This is a genomic window from Mycetocola sp. 2940, assembly GCF_040548835.1.
Taxonomy (GTDB): domain Bacteria; phylum Actinomycetota; class Actinomycetes; order Actinomycetales; family Microbacteriaceae; genus Mycetocola_A.
In genome coordinates this window covers 40096-54262 of record NZ_JBEPSK010000007.1, presented here as the reverse complement: position 1 = coordinate 54262, position 14167 = coordinate 40096, and the positions used below count along the sequence as shown (strand labels likewise).

Genomic DNA, 14167 nt, shown 5'->3' with positions numbered 1-14167 from the left:
TGCGTCGGGGACGGCGTGATCCCTCGCAGCCTAGGCAACCGCCGCGGGAGCCGGCAATCCGGTGGGCCGAACGGACAACGCGGGAGGAGGGTCGACCGGCGGCTCTTGTAGGGTGGCGATAACCCTGCACGCCCCCGGCACCCCGTTAGGACGAGCCCGTGTTTGTTCCCATCGTCAACACCCCCCGCGACTACGCGTGGGGTTCGCGAACCGAGATCGCCGGGCTGCTGGGGCGCGAACCGTCCGGCCGCCCCGAGGCGGAACTGTGGCTGGGGGCGCACCCCGGGTCACCGGCCCGGATCCTCACCCCCGCGGGGGGCGCTGAGACGCTGGCCGACTGGATCGCCGCCGACCCGGCATCCGCAGGTCTTCGGGAACCGCGGCTTCCGTTCCTGCTCAAGCTCCTCGCGGCTCAGGCGCCGCTGTCTCTCCAGGCGCACCCGTCGCCGGAGCAGGCGCGCGACGGCTTCGCCCGAGAGGAGGCCGCCGGGGTGCCGCTGGACGCGCCGACCCGCAACTACAAGGACCCGTTTCACAAGCCCGAGCTGATCTTCGCGCTCAGCGACAGTTTCGATGCCCTCTGCGGGTTCCGGCCGGTCGCGGACGCCGCGGCCGACGTCGACGCCCTGCTCGCCGTTCCCGGTCTGTCCGGGGTCGGTGTCGAAGCCCTGGCCACGTTCCGGTTGTCGCTGGACGGGTCACCGGACGCCGACGTGCTCCGCCGGGTCGTCCGCTCCCTCCTCACCGACGACGTCTCGGTGCTCGTCGACGCGGTGACGGATGCCGCGGCCTCCGCCCCCGAGATCCCAGCCGTCGACACGGTGCGGCTGCTCGCCGAGCACTACCCGGGCGACCCGGGCATCGTCGTGTCGCTCCTCGTTCACCGGGTGACGCTGTCGCGCGGCGAGGTGCTCTATCTCCCGGCAGGCAACATCCACGCGTACCTCCGCGGGTTCGGCGTCGAGCTCATGGCCGCGAGCGACAACGTGCTGCGCGGCGGACTCTCCCCGAAGCACATCGACGTGGCCGAACTGCTCCGCGTCCTGGACTTCACCCCGCTGCCGGTGCCGTACCTGGCGGCGGAGCACGCGGCGGACGGCGTCGACCTGTATCGGCCGGGCGTGCCCGACTTCGAGCTCGCGCACGTCGTTGCGGCCGACGACGTGTCGCCGACGCTCGAGGTGCCAGGGCCGGCGATCGCGATCGCGACGGCAGGAGCGCTGACGCTCGCCGGGGCATCCGGTGTCGTCGAACTGCGACGCGGTGAGGCGGTCTACATCACTCCCGACGAGGGCAGCCTCGCCGTCGGCGGGGCCGGTGAACTCTTCGTCGCGACCACCCGGCTGTGAACCCGCTCAGCCGGCCAGCACCACATCCCCGGTGCAGCTGAAGGTGCGACGGTAGGCGTTCGGCGTCGTGTGCAGCACCTTGAGGAAGTGGTGCCGCATCACCGCCGATGACCCGAACCCGGACTCGGAAGCGATCTGCTCGAGCCCGAGGTCGGTGCGTTCGAGCAGCTGCTGCGCCCGGATCAGGCGCTGCCGGTTGAGCCACGCCGCCGGCGTCGCGCCCATCTCGGCCCGGAACCGGCGGGCGAAGGTGCGTTCGGACATCAGCGCCTTCGCCGCGAGCACGTCGACAGGCAGATCCTCGGCGAGGTGGGCCAGCATCCACTCGGTGACCGCGGCGAAGGAGTCGCTCTGCCGCTCAGGGATCGGCGCCTCGATGTACTGCGCCTGCCCGCCGTCCCGCTGCGGTGGCACGACCATGCGACGCGCGATCACATTCGCGGCTGCCGCTCCGAGCTCTGTCCGGACCAGGTGCAGGCAGGCATCGATGCCCGCGGCGGTGCCCGCCCCGGTGATGACGTGGCGGTCCTCGACGAACAGGACGTCGGGGTCGACGGTGGTGGCCGGGTAGTCGCGGGTCAGCCGATCGGTGTACATCCAGTGCGTCGTGCTGCGCCGGCCGTCGAGAATCCCGGCCTCCGCCAGTGCGAAGGCGCCGCTGCACACGCTGAGGATCCAGGCGCCGCGCGCCTCCGCCCGGCGCAGCAGCTCGAGGATGCGCGGGTCGAGGGGCCCGAAGTAGAACGCGGGAACAGCGATGAGGTCGGCGTCGTCGGCGTTCTCCAGCCCTTCGTCGATGACGATGTCGAAACCGAGCTTGGTGCGGACCGGCCCGGGATCCGCCGCGACGATGTGGAAGTCGAAGACCGGTCCGCCGGTGTCGGAGCGGTCGATGCCGAAGACCTCGCACAGCACCCCGAATTCGAACGGGGCCATCTCGGGAAGCGCGAGGACCGCAATCTTTCTCAACACGTCGAGTCCTTTCCGGTTTGGCAGAAATGTATCGGACAGTGGCAATTCTGCCACTGTTGGCAGCAACTCGCAATACGTAGATTTACTGCCATGATGATCTTGTTGATGCTGCTTCTCGCCGCGATCGTCTTCGCCACGATCGCCACCGTCGTCGAACTCCGGCACGACGGTTACCGCCGGATCCCTGAGCGCCGCTTCGGCCCCGCCGGGACCCAGGACACCGACGCGTTCGGCCGCTCCCTCTTCGCCGGGATGCGCTGACTTCCTGCGAGTATTCCCGCGTGCCTTAGGCTCGATGTCGGGCGGCCCCTGCCGCCCGGCATCGAGGAGGCACAATGACCTGGCTGGTCACCGGAGGCGCTGGATACATCGGCGCGCACGTCGTACGCGCGTTTCTCGACCAGGGCATCGGCGTCGTCGTCCTCGACGACCTGTCGAGCGGGCACGCCGGCTTCGTCCCCGACGGCGTCCCCTTCGTGCGGGGAAGCATCCTCGACCGGGATCTGGTCTCCTCGACCCTCCGCGAGTACGCCGTCACCGGGGTGGTCCATGTCGCGGGCTTCAAGTACGCGGGAGTGTCGGTGGAACGGCCGCTGCACACCTACGCCCAGAACGTCACGGGCACGCTCGTGCTCCTCGAGGCGATGGCTGACCTGGGCATCGACCGGATGGTGTTCTCCTCCAGCGCGGCGGTGTACGGCACGCCCGACACCGACCTCGTCACCGAGGCGACGGCGAAAAACCCCCAGTCCCCCTACGGCGAATCGAAGCTCATCGGTGAATGGCTGCTCGCCGACCAGGCCGTCGCCGCCGGCCTCCGCCACACGTCGCTGCGGTACTTCAACGTGGTGGGTTCCGGGTATCCCGACGTGTACGACACGAGTCCCCACAACCTGTTCCCGCTCGTCTTCGACGCGCTCCTGAACGGCCGGACCCCGCGCGTCAACGGCACCGACTACCCGACCGCCGACGGCACCTGCGTGCGCGATTACATCCACGTCGCCGACCTCGCGCGCTCGCACGTGTCGGCCGCCCGGCGTCTCGACGCCGGCGAAGCGATCGAGCCGGTCTACAACCTCGGCTCCGGCGACGGGGTCTCGGTGGGCGAGATCATGGCGGCCGTCCGCGACGTGACCGGAATCGACTTCACCCCCGAGACGGCCCCGCGGCGGCCGGGTGACCCGCCCCGCATCGTCGCCTCCGGCGAGCTGGCGGCGCGGGACCTCGACTGGGCGATGCGGCACACCCTGACCGAGATGGTCCAGAGTGCGTGGCGGGCGCGCACGAACGCGTAGCGCCAGGGCGCGGTTGGGCAGTCCCTGAGCAAGGTCGCGCAGCGACCGCGTCGTAGGGGCCGCGTTCAGTCGAGATCAAACGCGCACGAACGCGTAACGCCAGGTCACCCGTTCCGGACGAAAGCATCCGGCGCGCCGGATGCTTTCGTCCGGAACGGATGACCGCGCCGGCAATGCTCCGGCCGTGCGGGTCCCGCGCACGGCGCGGAGCGACCGCGTCGACGGGCACAGCGAACGACGACACGCCGGTAAACACAGCGTGAACCCTCCATTCGCAGTTGAGGGTTTACTATCTGCGACTTGACTCGGGCGAACTACACAGGTGTAATTATGTCTAGCGCCGCGTGGCGCACGGGCAACAAGTGGGGAGAGAGATATGTCACCTGAATATCGCTCTGGTGTTCCCGAAGACTGGTTCATCGATCCAGTCCAGCTGGGCGTACCTGGTGTTCGCAAGGCTGTCGACGACGACAACCCTCTGTCCTGGCAGACCGACTCCCTCTGTGCGCAGACGGACCCTGAAGCCTTCTTCCCCGAAAAGGGCGGCTCGACCCGTGATGCCAAGCGCATCTGCACGAGCTGCGAGGTGCGTACGCAGTGCCTCGAGTACGCGCTCGAAAACGACGAACGATTCGGGATCTGGGGCGGGCTGTCCGAGCGCGAACGCCGCAAGCTGAAAAAGCGCGCCGTCTGACCCCGGGCCGGCTCGATATCGTGCCACGCCGGGCCGGTCGACCCACCAGAGACGCCCCCGACATAGTGTTGACGCGATGTCTCCCCGAGTTACCGCAATCCTTGTCGTGCACGACGGCCCCGGCCCCGCCGGTTCCGCTGGCCTTCAGGGCACCCTCGACGCTCTCGCGGCGCAGTCGCGCCAGCCCGACACCGTGGTCGTGGTCGCGTGTGACACGCCGGCCGCAACGATGCTCGCGCTCGAACAGGCCGGCGTCGATCGGATCGTGACCTCGGGGGAGCGGCTGTCATTCGGCCAGGCGCTCGCCGCAGGAGTCCGTGTCGTCGAGCAACCCGAGCGTCCCGATGAGTTCCTCTGGCTGCTGGCCCAGGACACGTCGCCTGACCCGGATGCGCTCGAACGGCTGCTCGGGGCGATCGAAGTCGCCCCATCGGTCGCGATCGCCGGCCCGAAACTCATGGACGCCACCGACGGCTCCACCATCGTGTCGCTCGGCGAATCCGTCACGCCGTTCGGCGCAACGGTGCAGCTCGTCGAGAACGAACTCGACCAGGGGCAGCACGACGCTGTCAGCGACGTCCTCGCGGTCGCGCCGGCGGGGATGCTCGTCCGCCACACCGTCTGGGAGCAGCTCGGCGGATTCGACCCGGCGTTCGGCTCCGCAGACGACGCCCTCGACTTCTGCACCCGGGCCCGCCTCGCCGGCCACCGGGTCACCGTCGTCCCCTCCGCGATCGTCCTCACCGGGGGCGCAGGCATCGCCGGGCCCAGCCGGTCGAATCGCCCGGCGGCGAGACGCAAACGGGCACGGCAGGCGCGCGCCGCACAGCTGTACCGTCGCCTCGTCTACGCCCCCGGCGCCGTCGTCTGGCTCCACTGGCTCACCCTCGTGCCGCTGGGGATCCTCCGCGGCATCCGCCGGGTCATCGGCAAACAACCCGACCTCGTCGGGGCGGAACTCGCCGCCGCCTTCCGGGTGGCGTTCAGCCTGGTTCGGGTCTCGCGTGCGCGGCGGAACCTCCACCGGGCCAAGGAGGTCGGCTGGTCGTCGCTGTCAGCGCTCCGGATCCCGTCCGCGGAAGTGCGCAGGAGCCGCCGGCTCCGTCGCGAGTCCGGGGTGGCTTTCTACTCGATCGAACGCAGCGATCTCCGGTTCTTCACCGGCGGGGGAGCCTGGCTGGTGATCGCGTCCGCCCTGGCCGGCGCCGGCATCTTCTTCGGCCTGCTCGCGGCAACCGCCGTCGAAGGCGGAGCCCTGCTGCCGCTTTCCGCCGCCGTCAGCGACCTCTGGCAGCACGTCGGTTACGGCTGGAGGAACATCGGGCTCGGTTTTGTCGGCGCGGCGGATCCGTTCTCGGCCGTTCTCGCTGTGCTCGGGACGCTGACGTTCTGGAACCCGTCGTACTCGCTCGTCCTCGTCGTGCTGCTGGCCCTGCCGCTCGCCACCCTCGGCGGCTGGTTTGCCGCCACCCGCCTCACCGAGCGAAGCGGATACCGCTTGGCCGCGGCCGTGCTCTGGACGATCGCGCCGACCTTCCTCTCCGCCCTTCTCGCCGGGAACCCGACCGGCATCTTCGTGCACCTGCTCCTGCCGTGGCTGTTCTACACCGGGTGTGCAGCGGCGCGCTCATGGGGCTCCGCGGCCGTCGCATCGATCCTCCTCGCGGCGACCCTCGCCACGTCGCCGTCGCTCGCCCCGGCTCTCCTCATCCTCTGGCTTCTCGCCCTGGCCCTCTCCGGCCGCCACAGTGCCCGGGTGGTCTGGCTGATCATCCCGAGCGCCGCCCTCTTCGCGCCGCTTCTCTGGCAGCAGGGATTCGCCGGGCAGAACTGGGTCCGTCTCCTCGCCGATCCCGGCATGCCCCACCTGGCGACATCGCCCACCGGCTGGGACCTCGTCCAGGGTCTCCCGGCGGGTAACCCGGCCTGGGAGTCGGTGACGGCTGCCCTCGGGCTGCCCATTCCCGCGCACCTCCTCGTGCCGGTGCTCCTCGCCCCGCTCGCCGTCATGGCGCTGCTCGCCCTGTTCCTTCCCGGCGGCCGCCGCGCAGCCGTGCTGATCGCCGTCGCACTCCTCGGCCTGGGCACGGCACTCGGAACGTCGCACCTGCTGATCACCGTGACCGGAAGCGCCGCCGCGTCGACCTGGCCCGGCTCCGCGTTGAGCCTGTACTGGCTCGGCCTCGTCGGCGCCGCTGTCGTCGGTTTCGACAGCCTCAGACGCGCGGCAGCCCTTCCGGCTCTCGCGATCGGCATCCTCGCCCTCGTCGTCGCAATGCCGATGGCCACGGCGCTCGCCACCGGCGAGGGGCGGATCACCGCAAGCAACGGTCGAACCCTTCCGGCCTACGTGACGGCCGCCGCATCCGCCGATCCATCGCTCCGGACGCTGATTCTCATTCCGCAGCCTGACGGCGGAATCTCCGCCCGGGTCGTCGCCGGCGTCGGTGACACGCTCGACAACCAGTCGACGCTCGTCGCCACGAACACGTCGGTCACGGCCGACGACGAGGCCGTCGCCACCCTCGCCGGCAACCTGGTCTCGCAGGGCGGACTCGATCCGAGCGAACTCCTGTCGGAATTCGACGTGAAGTTCGTGCTGCTGTCACCACCAGCCACGATCATCGGCGAGGGCGCCACCGCCCCGGCCGAGGCGATGGGCAGCCGGGCGGAGAACGCCCTCGACTCCAACGCGGTCTTCGCGCACGTCGGACCCACCGACCGCGGGACCCTCTGGCGGTTCGAAGGCGAGACCGCCCCGCCCGCCGCCGGCGACACCGTGCCGCTGACGTCGACTCTTGTCCTCATCGGACAAGCCCTCATCTTCGGATTCGCGCTTCTCCTCGCGATCCCGACGGCGTCATCCCGCCGCGCTGCCGAAGGGCGCCCGCGCACTCTCGGCCGTCGTCCGGCAGAGCCGGCGCCGCGGCTGACCCGGGCCGAGAGAGCGGAACGGAACGCGGACGCCGAAGCGGAGAAGGCCGTCGAACTCGAACTCGCCGCTGAAGCGGATGAGATCGAAGAACACGAGGCACACGCCGCCGCGGACCACACGACATCGCGGAAACCGGCGCACGACCCCGACCGGGCGGACGTCCTCGTTCCCCGCCGCACTGCCGAAAGCGAGAACACTCATGGCCGATAAGCGCCGCATCGCCGCGACCGGCCGCATTGTCACCGGTGTTGTCGGCATCGTCGTGTTCGTCGGTGTCGCCGTCGCCGTCGGGCAGAACGACCTTCCGGTGCTCGCGGCCGACGCCCCCACCCTGACGGTGACGCCGACCGCGTCCGACCAGTCCCGGCTCTGCCCCGGCCCCCTGCTGCGCCAGGGCGTCGACGCGACCGCCGGAAGCTTTGCGACCCCGGCCCTGACGGTCTCCGCCAACTCCGCCACGGAGCAGGCGCCGCTTGTCACCCCCGACAACACCTCCGGTGACCAGTTCGGCCTGCCCACCACCGTGAGCGCCGCCAGTGCCGACGGGGAGGACAGCCCGCTGATCGCCGCCGCGCAATCCCAGTACGTAGCGTCGGACGACCTCACCGGCTTCGCCGCGACGGCCTGCGGTGAGGTCAGCGCCGACAGCTGGCTCGTCGGGGGATCGACGGACGTCGGGCGCACCACCCTGCTGTCGCTCAGCAACCCCACCCGTACGGATGCTGTCGTCGACCTGTCCTTCTTCGGCGAGACCGGTGAGATCGACGCGCCGGGCGCCAAGGGCATCGTCGTGCCCGCCGGTGAGAACCGTCTGCACTCGCTCGCGAGCTTCGCGCCCGGCGTACGCACGCCGGTGATCCGCGTGCAGTCAGCCGGCGGCCAGGTCTTCTCCGCGCTGCAGCACAGTGTCACCCGCGGGATCACCCCCGGCGGCATCGAGCTGTCGGCGCCGACCACGCCCCCGTCGACGGACCAGGTCATCCCCGGCGTCGTCCTCGCCGCATCGGCTCCCGTGGCGTCCGGCGACGTGTACGACGACAGCGTCGGTGCCCTCCGTCTCTTCGTGCCAGGCACTGAAGCCGCGAACGTCGCCCTCAGCTTCGTCAGCGAGCAGGGCGCGGAAGCGCCGGTGCCCGTCGACCACAGCATCCTGCCCGGCGTCGTCAACGAGATCACCCTTCCCGACCTTCCGGCCGGCAGCTACACGGTGTCGATCGCGTCGGACCTGCCCCTCGTCGCCGCGGCCCGCACGACGGCCGTCGTCGGCGAGTCCAGCGATTTCGCCTGGTTCGGTTCCTCCGCACCACTCGACGAGCGCAGCCAGCTTGCCGTCGCGCCCGGGGACGGCGCGCGCGTGCACCTGTTCAACCCGACCAGCAGCCCGCTCGAGGTGGTCCTCACCGACGGCTCAGGCGTTGAGACCCGCGTCGCGGTGCCCGCAGGCGGAGCGGTCGCGCCCCGGGTGGCGGGCGGCATGGCATACGGCGTGACCGGTGCGGGTGGCGCGCACGCGCAGGTGAGCTTCGAGGGTCCGAGAGGCTTCTCGGCTTACGCGGTCCAGCCGCCGAAACCGCTGGCGACACCGGTCACCGTCTACCCCCGGTAGTGCGGCATCCGCCGGAACGGTCAGAAGTGGAAGCGATCCGGGCCGAGGTCCCACGGGTCCTTGCCGATGAGTTCAGCCGTGGCCCGGAAGACGCAGCTCTCGATCATCATCCGCTGGTGCATCTCGTCGTCGCGGTGCAGTTTGCTCATCCGCTGGATCGGCAGCCGGTACAGCACGATGCGCCGTTCAGACGCGCTCGTCCACCAGCGCGGCACCGTGCCGTCGGGGAGGATGCCGAGGGGCATGGCGCCGACCTCGTACCTCACGTGGGCGAGGTCGTCCGGCCACGCGCTGCGCAGGAAGTCCGCGGCCGCCGCGACGGTCATGTCGAAGGTGTCGATCCGGTTCTTCAACGGGTCGAGGTGCGGGCCGGTCGCCGCGCTGCGTTCCGAGCGCCCGTGACGGTCGTGCCGCACCGCTCGCCGGGCGTACGTCGTGCTCCGGGTGGTGCGTCTGGCCATGATGCCATTCTATTCGGCCCCCGCCCCGGCGGGGTGCCCGCTCGAAGCCGGAGTGGGCTTGTATGGTGAGGAGAATGTTTGACAGGCCCTGTTCGAAAGTCGGATGCTCCCGCGACGCGGTATCGACCCTCACGTACGACTATGGAGACTCCATGGCCGTCCTCGGGCCCCTGTCGCTGTCGCGCGAGCCGCACACCTACGACCTGTGCTCGATCCACGCCGAACGGATGAGCGCCCCGCAGGGCTGGCAGGTCATCCGCCATCAGGTGCTCCGCGACGTCGGCCACACCGCCTGAACCGACGCGCCGCCCGTCTGCGAGAATGGGGGCATGACGTTTACCCAGCCCACAACATCCGACACTGTGCCCGCCTCCACCTCCGCTTTGGCGTTCCAGGTCCGTGACCTCTCGCTCGCTGAGGCGGGCCGTCACCAGATCCGGCTGGCCGAGAACGAGATGCCCGGCCTGATGGCCCTCCGGAAGGAATTCGGCGAGTCGAAGCCGCTTGCCGGCGCCAGGATCGCCGGCTCGCTGCACATGACCGTGCAGACCGCCGTCCTGATCGAAACCCTCGTCGCCCTGGGCGCCCAGGTGCGCTGGGCGAGCTGCAACATCTTCTCCACGCAGGACGAGGCCGCCGCGGCGATCGCCGTCGGCCCGGCCGGAACCGTCGACGCCCCCGCCGGTGTGCCGGTCTTCGCCTGGAAGGGCGAGACCCTCGAGGAGTACTGGGCCTGCGCCGAGCGGATCTTCGACTGGACTGCCGAGGCTGAGGCCGCGGGCGCCGACTGGACCGGCCCGAACATGATCCTCGACGACGGCGGCGACGCCACCCTGCTCGTCCACAACGGCCGAGCCTACGAACTCGCCGGGGCGGTCCCCGAGACGACGGATGCCGACAGCACCGAAGGCAAGGTCGTGCTCGACCTTCTCCGCCGGTCGCTGACCGCGTCGCCCGACCGCTGGACCCGGATCGGCGCCGAGCTCCTCGGCGTCACCGAGGAGACGACGACCGGTGTGCACCGCCTCTACGAGCTCTTCCGAAACGGCGAGCTCCTGTTCCCGGCCATCAACGTGAACGACTCGGTGACGAAGAGCAAGTTCGACAACAAGTACGGCATTCGGCACTCGCTGCCCGACGGCCTCAACCGCGCCACCGACGTGCTGATCGGCGGCAAGGTCGCGTTCGTCGTCGGCTACGGTGACGTCGGCAAGGGAGCAGCCGAGGCCCTCCGTGGCCAGGGCGCCCGCGTCATCGTCTCCGAGGTCGACCCGATCTGCGCCCTGCAGGCCGCGATGGACGGCTACCAGGTCGCCCGGATCGAGAGCGTGATCGAGACGGTCGACATCTTCGTCACCGGCACGGGCAACCTCAACGTCATCACCACCGAGCACATGCTCCGGATGAAGCACCAGGCGATCGTCGCCAATGTCGGCCACTTCGACAACGAAGTGGACATGGCCGGGCTGGAGTCGCTCGAGGGCACCGAGCGGGTTGAGATCAAGCCGCAGGTGCACGAGTGGCGCCTGCCCACCGGGCGGTCGATCCTCGTCCTCAGCGAAGGACGCCTGATGAACCTCGGAAACGCCACCGGGCATCCGTCGTTCGTCATGAGCAACTCGTTCACCAACCAGGTCCTCGCGCAGATCGAGCTCTACGCGCACCGGGAGAACTACCCGGTGGGCGTCTACGTGCTGCCGAAGCACCTCGACGAGAAAGTCGCGCGCCTGCACCTCGACGCGCTCGGCGTCGAACTGACGTCCCTGTCACAGGAACAGGCCGCGTACATCGGTGTCCCGGTCGACGGCCCGTACAAGGTCGACCACTACCGCTACTGAGACCTTCCTCCCTGGGCGCGCCCGGAGTAGTGTCGGAGAATTCCGGGCGGCGAAGGGAGACGGGATGGCTCATTCCTTCGCCGTGACCATCGACGACGTCCAGCTGTCGCACGTACTCAGCGTGACGGGGGTTCGATCCGAGGTCGACACGATCGAGCTCAAGCAGCAGGGACCGGATGGGCGATTTGTGGTCCGGCTCGTGCCCGGCCGCCCTAAAGCCGGCGAGTTCACCGTGACCCGGCTGCTCAGCGACAGCACGACGATGGACGACTGGCTCGCCCTCGTGCGGCTCGGGGATGTCGCTGGAGCCCGGAAGACCTGCACGGTCGCGCTGTTCGATGCCACAGGTCAGGCAGTCAAGACGTTCAGCTTGCGCGGGTGCTGGTTGCAGGGCATCGAGCTCGGCTCGTTGACGGCGGGCGCAGACACGCCGGGAACCGAGGTGTGTGTCATCCGCTACGACGAGTCGGTTATTCTCTGATCGTCGGCCCACGATCTACCGGTCGGGAAAGCCGTGCGGCCGCCCGGTGAGCACCGGCTGCAGCCGGGCGAGCCGTTCGCGCTCGAGCATGTGGGCCGCGTACTCCCGGTCGCGCCGGGCGGCTGCGACAGCGTAGAGGAAGATCTCCGGGTCGACCCGCGGCACCGGCGAGACGAAGGCGGATGCTTCGGCAGCGAGGTCCTGCGCGAGTCGCGCCCGTGTCGCCGGCGTCAGCTTCGGTGCCTGCTTGAGGAACTGGGCGATCCGTCGGGACAGGCGGTCCGGCATCCGCGCCACGTCAGCGAGTTCGGCCCACCCGGCCAGGGCAGGGGGCATGCCGAACACCGGCTCGGTGACCCGGGGAACGCGCTCCTGCTGGGCGTAGGTGCCGGCCAGCAGATCGCCGAGGCGTTTCGAGCGGGCCGACAGGAGCCCGGTGATCGCGGCGACGCCACCGAGTGTCAGGTAGATCTCGAGGAACCCGGTGAGGGCGCGGATGAAGGCGTGGCGGAAGCCGGCTGCGCCGCCGTCGTCCCGCACGATCCGCGCGCCGACGGTCAGCTTGCCGAGTGACCGGCCGTGGCTCAGGGTCTCGACCGCGGTCGGCACGACCACGCAGCAGAAGACGATGATCGAGGTCGAGAACGCGGCCACGGCGGACTGGTCGATCGCCCCCTGGCTGGCGAGCACGAAGAGGAGCCAGAACATCAGCCCGGCGAGCAGGAGGGTGACGACGAAGTCGAGGATCGCGCCGGCGGCCCGCAGGACGAAGCTCGTCGACTGCACGTCGAGCGCCACCGCTTCGCCGGTGAGCAGCTCGGAGGAATCCGGCGCGTTCGAGAGTGTGCCGACGGGCTCTGCCATGAATAGTATCTAAGCAGATGGATCTTGATGCCTACAGCGCTGCCCACCGCGAGGAATGGGATCGCCTCGACGCCCTCGCGTCGAAGCGCTCGTTGTCGGGCGCTGAAGCCGACGAGCTGATCGACCGGTACCAGGCGGGTGCCACCCAGCTCTCGGCGATCAAGACGACCGCGGGGTCGACGGTGCACGGCGACCGGCTGAGCGTGAGCCTGTCCAAGGCGAGGCTGCGGTTCACCGCCGCCGGCTCGAACGTGCTCAGCCAGCTCCCGCGGTTCTTCCTGCTCCAGTTGCCCGCGGCCCTGTACCGGCTGCGCTGGCTCACCCTCGCCGTCGCTCTGGCCACGATGGTCGTCGCCGGGATGTGGGCAGTCTGGGTGCTCGGCGACCCGCAGGTCCTCGCGAACCTCGGCAGTGACGACGAGCTGAGACAGCTGGCCGAAGAGGATTTCATCGACTATTACTCGGACAACCCCGCCGCCTCCTTCGCCGGGCAGGTGTGGACGAACAACGCCTGGATCGCCGCCCAGTGCATCGCGTTCGGCGTCACCGGCGTCTGGGTGCCGTACGTCGTGCTGCAGAACGCGCAGAACCTCGGCATCACGGCCGCCGTGCTGTTCAGCTTCGGCCACGGTGACACCTTCTTCCTCTACATCGCCCCCCACGGGATGCTCGAACTCACCGCCATCTTCGTCGCTGCGGCCGGCGGGCTCCGGATCTTCTGGGCCTGGGTGTCGCCCGGCAACCGCACGAGGGGCCAGGCGCTCGCCGAGGACGGCCGTGCGCTGTTCACCGTGGCGATCGGCCTCGTCCTGGTGCTCCTCGTCGCGGGGATCCTCGAGGGCTTCGTCACGCCGCAGCCGTGGCCGTGGCCGGTGAAGATCGGGATCGGCGCCGCGGCCCTCGGTGCGTTCCTGTTCTACATGCTCGTCGTCGGCCGGCGTGCATACCGGGCGGGGGAGACCGGCGACCTCGTCGCTTTCGAAGCCGGAGCGAAGCGTCTCTACGCCGGCTGACGGCATCCGTCGCCTGCATCCGCCTCGCGAGATACCTGGAACGGCTGCCTGACGGCCCGGAAAAGGGCTCGGGTGGGCATTCTTTGGTGTCTCGCTGACGTCGATAGTCGCGACGCGCCCGAGGGGCGCGGTATTTTGAATGATTCAAGAGAGCAGATAGGGTCGGACCATGACGACCACGGAGATTGCCGACACGCGCGAACGCCTTCGCGCCGCCGGTCTCCGTGCCACCGACCAGCGCATGGCTGTGCTCACCGCCCTCGAGACGCACCCGCACGCGGACGCCGCCGAGGTCTTCGCGGCCGTGCTTCCCGGCCTGCCCGACACGTCGGTGCAGGCCGTCTACGGCGTCCTCGCCGCGCTGACGGATGCCGGCCTGGTGCGCCGGATCGAACCCGCCGGTTCCCCGGCGAGGTACGAGCTGCGGGTCGGCGACAACCACCACCACATCGTCTGCACGCGTTGCGGTGCGATCGGCGACGTGGACTGCGCGGTGGGTTCCGCTCCGTGCCTGACGCCCGCCGGAACATCCGGGTTCACCGTCACCACCGCCGAAGTGACCTACTGGGGCCTGTGCCCCGACTGCGCAGCAGCCCCCCTCACCTGACGCCGACGTCTTTCCGCTTCGCGCTGCCCGTGCAGCCCGAACGCCCCTGCCC

Annotated in this window: 14 protein-coding genes; 11 read left to right on the top strand and 3 right to left on the bottom strand. The window is 69.8% G+C overall.

What is annotated here, in order from left to right:
- The first annotated feature begins 158 nt into the window (after positions 1-158).
- Entirely contained in the window at positions 159-1349 is a 1191-nt protein-coding gene (gene manA / locus ABIE24_RS11465) for a mannose-6-phosphate isomerase, class I (RefSeq protein WP_354499745.1), read from the top strand.
- 6 nt (positions 1350-1355) lie between these two features.
- Here the strand turns inward: manA and ABIE24_RS11460 are convergent, their stop codons facing one another.
- Positions 1356-2321, bottom strand: a complete 966-nt coding sequence (locus ABIE24_RS11460) for a GlxA family transcriptional regulator (protein WP_354499743.1) — start codon at positions 2319-2321, stop codon at positions 1356-1358.
- A gap of 90 nt (positions 2322-2411) precedes the next feature.
- Here ABIE24_RS11460 and ABIE24_RS11455 point away from each other — a divergent pair, with 90 nt between their 5' ends.
- The 5 genes from ABIE24_RS11455 (at position 2412) to ABIE24_RS11435 (ending at position 8851) form a co-directional block, all read left to right on the top strand.
- A complete protein-coding gene (locus ABIE24_RS11455) occupies positions 2412-2582 on the top strand; it encodes a hypothetical protein (protein ID WP_354499742.1) in 171 nt (56 codons plus the stop codon).
- Between the two features lie 74 nt (positions 2583-2656).
- Entirely contained in the window at positions 2657-3616 is a 960-nt protein-coding gene (gene galE / locus ABIE24_RS11450; RefSeq protein WP_354499741.1) for a UDP-glucose 4-epimerase GalE, read from the top strand.
- Positions 3617-3992: 376 nt separating this feature from the next.
- Positions 3993-4310 (top strand): WhiB family transcriptional regulator, encoded by a 318-nt coding sequence (locus ABIE24_RS11445; RefSeq protein WP_354499740.1) that lies wholly within the window; start codon positions 3993-3995, stop codon positions 4308-4310.
- Positions 4311-4386: 76 nt separating this feature from the next.
- Positions 4387-7455 (top strand): glycosyltransferase family 2 protein, encoded by a 3069-nt coding sequence (locus ABIE24_RS11440; RefSeq protein ID WP_354499739.1) that lies wholly within the window; start codon positions 4387-4389, stop codon positions 7453-7455.
- The gene (locus tag ABIE24_RS11435) at positions 7445-8851 is read left to right on the top strand and encodes a DUF5719 family protein (RefSeq protein ID WP_354499737.1); all 1407 of its coding nucleotides are present in this window, start codon (positions 7445-7447) and stop codon (positions 8849-8851) included. The genes ABIE24_RS11440 and ABIE24_RS11435 overlap by 11 nt, the downstream gene beginning before the upstream one ends.
- Positions 8852-8871: 20 nt before the next feature.
- Here ABIE24_RS11435 and ABIE24_RS11430 read toward each other — a convergent pair whose 3' ends face one another.
- Positions 8872-9312, bottom strand: a complete 441-nt coding sequence (locus tag ABIE24_RS11430) for a metallopeptidase family protein (RefSeq protein ID WP_354499735.1) — start codon at positions 9310-9312, stop codon at positions 8872-8874.
- Between the two features lie 74 nt (positions 9313-9386).
- Here ABIE24_RS11430 and ABIE24_RS11425 point away from each other — a divergent pair, with 74 nt between their 5' ends.
- From ABIE24_RS11425 to ABIE24_RS11415, 3 genes are all read left to right on the top strand, one after another.
- Entirely contained in the window at positions 9387-9608 is a 222-nt protein-coding gene (locus tag ABIE24_RS11425; RefSeq protein ID WP_354499733.1) for a DUF3499 family protein, read from the top strand.
- 33 nt (positions 9609-9641) lie between these two features.
- On the top strand, positions 9642-11150 hold the full coding sequence (gene ahcY, locus ABIE24_RS11420; RefSeq protein ID WP_354499731.1) for an adenosylhomocysteinase: 1509 nt from the start codon (positions 9642-9644) through the stop codon (positions 11148-11150).
- Positions 11151-11214: 64 nt separating this feature from the next.
- Positions 11215-11631: a phage tail protein gene (locus ABIE24_RS11415; protein WP_354499729.1), complete on the top strand. Its 417-nt coding sequence runs from the start codon at positions 11215-11217 to the stop codon at positions 11629-11631.
- 15 nt (positions 11632-11646) lie between these two features.
- On the opposite strand, the gene ABIE24_RS11410 is transcribed toward ABIE24_RS11415, so the two are convergent.
- Positions 11647-12495 (bottom strand): RDD family protein, encoded by an 849-nt coding sequence (locus ABIE24_RS11410; RefSeq protein ID WP_354499727.1) that lies wholly within the window; start codon positions 12493-12495, stop codon positions 11647-11649.
- Positions 12496-12512: 17 nt separating this feature from the next.
- On the opposite strand from ABIE24_RS11410, the gene ABIE24_RS11405 reads away from it, so the two are divergent.
- Together ABIE24_RS11405 and ABIE24_RS11400 are read left to right on the top strand one after the other, a co-directional pair.
- Positions 12513-13508, top strand: coding sequence for a stage II sporulation protein M (locus tag ABIE24_RS11405; RefSeq protein WP_354499725.1), 996 nt, complete (start codon positions 12513-12515; stop codon positions 13506-13508).
- A gap of 169 nt (positions 13509-13677) precedes the next feature.
- A complete protein-coding gene (locus ABIE24_RS11400) occupies positions 13678-14115 on the top strand; it encodes a Fur family transcriptional regulator (RefSeq protein ID WP_354499723.1) in 438 nt (145 codons plus the stop codon).
- The last annotated feature ends 52 nt before the right edge of the window (positions 14116-14167 follow it).